Source organism: Massilia norwichensis (assembly GCF_024753245.1).
Taxonomy (GTDB): Bacteria; Pseudomonadota; Gammaproteobacteria; order Burkholderiales; family Burkholderiaceae_D; genus Telluria; species Telluria norwichensis.
In genome coordinates this window covers 110,546-116,738 of the sequence record NZ_JANUGX010000020.1, presented here as the reverse complement: position 1 = coordinate 116,738, position 6,193 = coordinate 110,546, and the positions used below count along the sequence as shown (strand labels likewise).

The following is a 6,193-nucleotide window of genomic DNA, read 5'->3' as shown; positions in this document are numbered from 1 at the left end:
GACCGCTTCGAGCCGGACAGTCCAGGAATGCACACCACCGATACGGTCGACTACGGAGTCGTGCTGGATGGCGAGATCTGGCTTGAGCTCGACAACCAACAGGAGACGAAGGTCGAACGTCACCAAGTCGTCGTTCAACAAGGCACGCGCCATGTGTGGCGCAACAAGAGCGACCGGTGCACGACCATGATGTTCGTGCTGATCGGTGCGACTCGCCAACAGCCGCAACGCTAAGGGCTTCGATCCGACGATGATCCACTCGATTGTCATCGTCGGATCGGTTCAGTATTCGTAGCTATTCCATGGATCTCTGATACGGCACCATCTGATGCTCTGGTACACGTTTACGTGCCTTGCATTCACTTGAGGGTGCCGGAATCCTCACTTCGATAAAACAGCGCCAGACCATTCCCCGATTTGGTATGCCACTGCATACCCCTACTACCCGACGCGGCTACAACTCCATGACATTCTCTAACCTGAAAATTGGCACTCGCCTCGCCTGCGGATTTGGTCTTCTCTGCGGGCTGTTGCTGCTCATCCTGACGATCGCTACTTCCATGCTCGGCCGGATCAATGCTAACGCTGCCGACATAGCGCAAAACAGCATGGCTAAACTTGAAGGTTCGGCGATGGTCCTTCACGATGTGGCAGCGATTGAGATCGCTTTACAGCATGCTGTGCTTGCCAGTAGCGCAGCCGAGCGCAAGGAGGATGCGGACATCATCAAGATGAAGCGTGCCGAGATAGATGGCCTCTACCGTATGGTCGACCCAGAGACTTTCGATGCGCGCGGCCGCGAGGTATTCGAGCAGGCCGGCAAACTCAACGTGGAATATGTAAAAGGACAGGATGCCATCATCGGCTTTTTGGATGCCGGCGACGAAGCAACCGCCCGCTCTTACTTAATGGGCCAGCTTAGGCCGGTGCTAGCCTCATATAAGAAACTGCTCAGCGCTCAAATGGCAAAGCAAAAAGAGCTCGGGAAGCAATCTGCAGACGAAGGACAACGTAAATATCTCATGACACGCAGTTTGCTGCTTGGCTTGGGCATCGTTGTCCTGGCGATATCCGCCGCCACTGCATGGTGGACGACACGCTCGATCACGCAACCAATCGCGCAAGCGCTTAAGATCGCTAATACAGTTGCCTCCGGTGACCTGCGAAGTGACATTCCGGCGAGCTGGCAGGATGAGACTGGCCAGCTTCTGCAGGCTCTCAAACGGATGAACGACAACCTGGTAACCGCAGTCGGCACAGTGCGTTCCAGCACCGATAGCATCATGTCTGCATCAGCCCAAGTCGCAACTGGCAATCTGGACCTGTCATCGCGTACCGAACAACAAGCGGGAGCACTCGAAGAGACTGCATCGTCGATGGAGGAACTTACGTCGATCGTCAGACAGAATGCCGACAACGCCTTCACCGCAAATCAGCTTGCCAAGGAAGCTTCGATAATTGCTGTCCGCGGCGGCAGCGTGATCGATCAAGTGGTCGATACGATGCGGGAAATTGATACGTCGGCCGCAAAGATCGCTGACATCATCGGTGTCATCGACGGCATCGCGTTTCAGACAAATATCCTTGCGTTAAATGCTTCGGTCGAAGCAGCACGCGCCGGCGAACAAGGTCGCGGCTTCGCTGTCGTCGCGAACGAGGTGCGGAACCTGGCCCATCGCAGTGCTGCTGCTGCCAAGGAGATCAAGGTGTTGATTGGGAACTCGACTGGCACGGTACAGACCGGCACCAAGCTCGTGGGCGAAGCGGGGGCGACGATGCGTGACATTGTCGACAGGGTAAAACGCGTCACCCACATCATGGCGGAAATCTGCGAGGCCGGCCGCGAACAAACGAGCGGCATCGAACAGGTCAATCAAGCGGTGATGCAAATTGACGCTGTAACCCAGCAGAATGCTGCCCTGGTCGAGGAAACCTCGGCCGCTGCAGCAGCGATGCACGATCAGGCCCAGCACTTGGCACATGCAGTCAGCGTCTTCAAGCTGGCCGACCAGGGCAAGTCTTCCAGCTTGGACCTAGTCAGCGTGACTCCAAATTATTCAGCGCATGAGGTATTGGCGCTCGGCCGACGCGACCGCATCGGCAGGCCGACTTCATCTACCCAGTAGCTACCGCAGCCGCGTCAGACTAGCTTCGATGCGCGTCGCGCAGGGCGCGCAACGCAACGCCGATCAGGTCGCCGGCACGGAGCTCGGTATGCAGTTGCATCGCATTACCATAAGTAAGTTCCATGACCAGGGCCCCCAGAACCATAGGCTGAACAGGAGAACGGCCTTCCGGGAAGATTTTCGCAAGACGGCTCCCAACTGCCTTCCACTGCTCGTCGAACAGCCGCGTGTGCCGCTCGGACAGGGCAGCGTCGCTGCGCGCGCGCCGGGTCATTTCCAGCACCAGTAGGCGCAGGTCGGGCTCGTGATGCAAGCTGCTCGCCCACTCGCATACGGTGTTGATCGTCTCGTCAGCTCCCTGCACAGCATCGAGCCGGTTGCACAGCTCGTCAACCTGCCCGCCCGCATAGTAGTCCACCAGCTCCAGGAACAGGTCGTCCTTTGAAGCGAAATTGGAATACAGTGCGCCTTTCGAATAGCCCGCCTCTTCCGCGATACGGTCGACCGAAGCGCCGCCATAGCCCTCCCGCGTAAAGACGACTGCAGCGGATGCGAGCAGGCGCTCGCGGGTCTGTGCACGGCTCTGTTCACGCGTCAGGCGTGCAGGTCGGTCGGAAGCAGTCTTCTTAAGGATGCCGGAAGAATCGGTTTCAGTCATGGTGCTCGCGTCCTACATGCCGATCCAGGATCGGCAGCGCTGTCAATTTCATGGATGTAGAGTCAGCAAAGATGGCCTGCTGACTCCACCGTTTCGCGATATTGTCGGGCCCGCTTTCAAAAAGCGCAACCACACGCCTCTCCACCGCCTGGCCAGGGACTCAGGGCGCGCTCTTAAGGCGCTTCATGAATTCGGCAAAGTGCGGCCGGAACTCGTCGAACAAGGGATGCTTGCGGTTTTCCAGCATCACTTCGCTGAATAGTTTCAAGCCCACGGTAAAGGCCGTGGCAGTGTTCGCGTCAAAGAGATCACGTTGGCGAATGCGCTCGACCAACGAGAGTATCTCGTCATGATTTCCGACTTCGAACTCGAGGGGCAAGCCGCCGGTGCCGGGTTCACCGTCGGCGGAAGCGATGCTGTTTCATGGGATTCCTCGATCACGGTTACCAAGACCAACTTGTTTGCTTCAGCTTGCTGCACCGTCGTTAAAGACGACGGTCGGGGTCACTGACATCCCGACCTTCAGCCGGGCCGCAGCGCTCTGGCCGGGCTCAATGACGATTTTTACAGGCAGGCGCTGTACAACTTTCGTGAAGTTACCAGTCGCATTGTCCGGCGCAATGGGAGAAAACGACACACTGCTGGCAGGTGCCAGGCTTTCGACATGTCCTTTCAGGATCGTCCCTGGCAACATGTCAACAGCGATCTCGACCGGCTGGCCGACACGCATCCTGGCGAGCTGGCTTTCGCGGAAGTTGGCTTCAATATAAGCCTGCTGCAGCGGCACGATGGCAAGCATCGCGGCGCCGACCTGTGCGTATGCGCCAACACGTACAGTGCGCTGGCCAACCACGCCATCGATGGGCGCCACGATTGTGGTGTAGGACAGGTTCAGCTGTGCAGCCTCCAGTGCGGCCCGGCTACGCGCCACCTGGGCTTCAGCTTGCGCGACCTGGGCATTCAGGATATCGACCTCCTGGCGAGTCCCAGACAACGCTGCAAGGTCGGCAGTATGATGCGCGGCGGCCGCCTCGGCCTGGGATTCGGCCTGCTGGCGGTCCTGCAAGGTGGCTGAACCATCGGACGACAGGTCGCGATAGCGCTCTTGATTCGCCTTGGCGAATTTCAGCGCCGCGCTGCTGGCGCCGATCGCGGCACTGGCGCGCTGGATCGCGCTTCCCTGCTGTGCGATAGCGGCGTGCAGGCGCGACAGGTCGGCCTGTGCTTTGCTGAGGTCGGCAAAGGCGATATTGACCGCAACGACGTAGTCGCGCTGGTCGATCTTCGCAAGCACCTGCCCCTTGTGTACCGCCTGGTTATCCTCGACTAGCACCTCCAGAACGTTGCCCGCGACCTTGGGCGCTACCTGCGTGTAGTCCGCGGTGATGTAGGCATCGTCGGTGCTTTGTCGATTGCTTTTACCTTCCACATAGCTGTACGAGTAGGCGCTGCCGGCCACAACGGTGGCGAGCAGGACAACAATGAGGATTTTTGCAGATTTTGGAAGCGACATGGATGTTTCCTTGAAGATATTTGAAGTGTTCAGTGTTTGTTTGCCGCCAGCAATGGCGGCGCAATGTATTCGAGGGACAGCACAAGCGGCACCAGGGCCAGCGCAAGGATGCCCAGCACCAGGTAGCCATCCGCGATGGCCAGCACAAAGCCCTGGTGGGAAACGCGGTGCGATACGTCGACGAGGGCTTCCAGAGACGGCGCAGTGGCCGCACGCCGCGCATTGGCAGCTTGGTCCAGCAGGACATTCGCGTGCGTCGCTTCGCGTACTGCCAGCACACGGCTGACGACAGCGCTGCCCAACATCGTCCCGAATGCGCGCAGGGCGTTGACGATCCCGGATAGCTGAGGCCCTTCCATCGGCTGCACTACACTGGTCGCCAGGAACAGAAGAGAGATGACGGCCATCGGCTGGCCGCAGGCCTGCAACGCTTGCGCGAAGACGAACTCTCCGGCCATCCACTCGGATGTGAGCTGCGCACCTGCGAGGCAGGAGCCAGCAATCAGGATCAATCCGGCGGCAAACATATAGCGCGCGTCGATCCACTTCTTGTACAACAAGTACGAGACCGCGGGACCAAGCACGAACTGCGGCAAGCCAACTCCGAGGCCGATGGCGGCCAGGTAAGGTGTGCGGAAATGCCATGCATGGCCAAGGTAGTCGGCCGGCAGGAGCGAGCCTGACAGCAGTACCACAAGCAGCCCGACGAACACAACGAACCCCAGGCCAAGGTTGCGCCGGTGGAGAAGTTGCAGTTTTACGAAAGGCAGCGGATGGAACCATTCGCAAACTAGGAACACCACTACCAGCCCTGCCCCGGCGCCGAACAGCCAGCAAATCAATGCGCTGTTGAACCAGTCCAGGCGCTCACCCTGCGACAGTCCGATCCCGACCATGGCCAGTCCGGCGATGCCGGTGACCAGGCCAAGCCAGTCGACCTGCCTGAATCGCTCAAGGCGTACAGGGTCCTGCGGAATACCCCAGGCCACGGCGCACAAGGAGAAAGCGGCCATCGGCATGGTTTGCCAGAACAGCAGCTGCCAGCTCTGGACCGTGTCCGTCCACATCGCGGACATCCAGGTCGCAACGTTTGGCGCGAAGGTCGCGGTCATGGCGTACAGCGCCAGGCCGTACACCCGTATCGGCAGCGGAAAGAATCGCAGCGCGGCGGCCATCAGCACGGGGATCAGAAGGCCACCAAAGAAGCCCTGCAGGCATCGCAGCGCCAGCAGCACGCCCACGCCCGGTGCAAACGGCGTCGCCAGCGCCAACAGCGCGAAGATCGCGACCACCGCCATGTGATACCGACGGAACGAGAACGTCACCGCAAACCATGCGGAAAAAGGCATGGCTGCTAGTTCGAACGCGCCGTACAGGCTTGTGATCCAGCTGCCATCGTCGACACCCATGCCGAATACTGTACGAATATCGGTCAGCGCCAGGCCACCCATGCGGCTGTTTAGGCCCGACATCATGGCGGCGACGAACACGCCGACCACGCCGGTCAGCAGGCGCAGACCGAACGGATGGACCGCCGGCGGGGCGGCGGGTGCGCCGCGCGCACCGGGCACCGGCGCGCCCGCAGGCACCTTGGAAAGTTCATGAATGGGCATCATCGATCAGCTCCTCGGTGGTAGTCACAGTTCGGCGGCAAAATTGCCGGCGAGGCGGCGTGCAGTCGTCTCGGCCTCGCTCATCGCGTCCACCTGGCTCACGGCGGTACCGCAATCGGCAATGCCACCGTGCTCGTAAGTCTGGATTTCCCAGCGCCAGCTGCCGTCGAACTCGTCCGCCCACACACACAGGCGGCGGTGGTCGACGCTGAACATCTCATCGTCGAGGTCGAGGACCCAAAGGGGGAGATCGGATTCTTCTGATGCATGCCAGGTGTGCATA

7 protein-coding genes are annotated in these 6,193 nt (G+C 59.9%); 2 read left to right on the top strand and 5 right to left on the bottom strand.

Going from position 1 to position 6,193, the window contains the following annotated elements; genetic code table 11:
* Both NX782_RS16875 and NX782_RS26420 read left to right on the top strand, forming a co-directional pair.
* A partial coding sequence (locus NX782_RS16875) for a cupin domain-containing protein (RefSeq protein WP_258846634.1) occupies positions 1-234 on the top strand: 234 nt, incomplete at its 5' end.
* A 230-nt stretch (positions 235-464) separates the two neighbouring features.
* Positions 465-2,126, top strand: coding sequence for a methyl-accepting chemotaxis protein (locus NX782_RS26420; protein WP_308632989.1), 1,662 nt, complete (start codon positions 465-467; stop codon positions 2,124-2,126).
* 19 nt (positions 2,127-2,145) lie between these two features.
* Here the strand turns inward: NX782_RS26420 and NX782_RS16860 are convergent, their stop codons facing one another.
* From NX782_RS16860 to NX782_RS16840, 5 genes are all read right to left on the bottom strand, one after another.
* The gene (locus NX782_RS16860) at positions 2,146-2,784 is read right to left on the bottom strand and encodes a TetR/AcrR family transcriptional regulator (protein ID WP_258846633.1); all 639 of its coding nucleotides are present in this window, start codon (positions 2,782-2,784) and stop codon (positions 2,146-2,148) included.
* Between the two features lie 160 nt (positions 2,785-2,944).
* On the bottom strand, positions 2,945-3,199 hold the full coding sequence (locus NX782_RS16855) for a DUF3861 domain-containing protein (protein WP_258846638.1): 255 nt from the start codon (positions 3,197-3,199) through the stop codon (positions 2,945-2,947).
* Between the two features lie 51 nt (positions 3,200-3,250).
* Positions 3,251-4,297, bottom strand: coding sequence for an HlyD family secretion protein (locus tag NX782_RS16850; protein ID WP_258846632.1), 1,047 nt, complete (start codon positions 4,295-4,297; stop codon positions 3,251-3,253).
* 29 nt (positions 4,298-4,326) lie between these two features.
* Positions 4,327-5,913: an MFS transporter gene (locus NX782_RS16845; RefSeq protein WP_258846631.1), complete on the bottom strand. Its 1,587-nt coding sequence runs from the start codon at positions 5,911-5,913 to the stop codon at positions 4,327-4,329.
* Between the two features lie 21 nt (positions 5,914-5,934).
* A complete protein-coding gene (locus NX782_RS16840; protein ID WP_258846630.1) occupies positions 5,935-6,192 on the bottom strand; it encodes a hypothetical protein in 258 nt (85 codons plus the stop codon).
* Position 6,193: the final 1 nt, after the last annotated feature.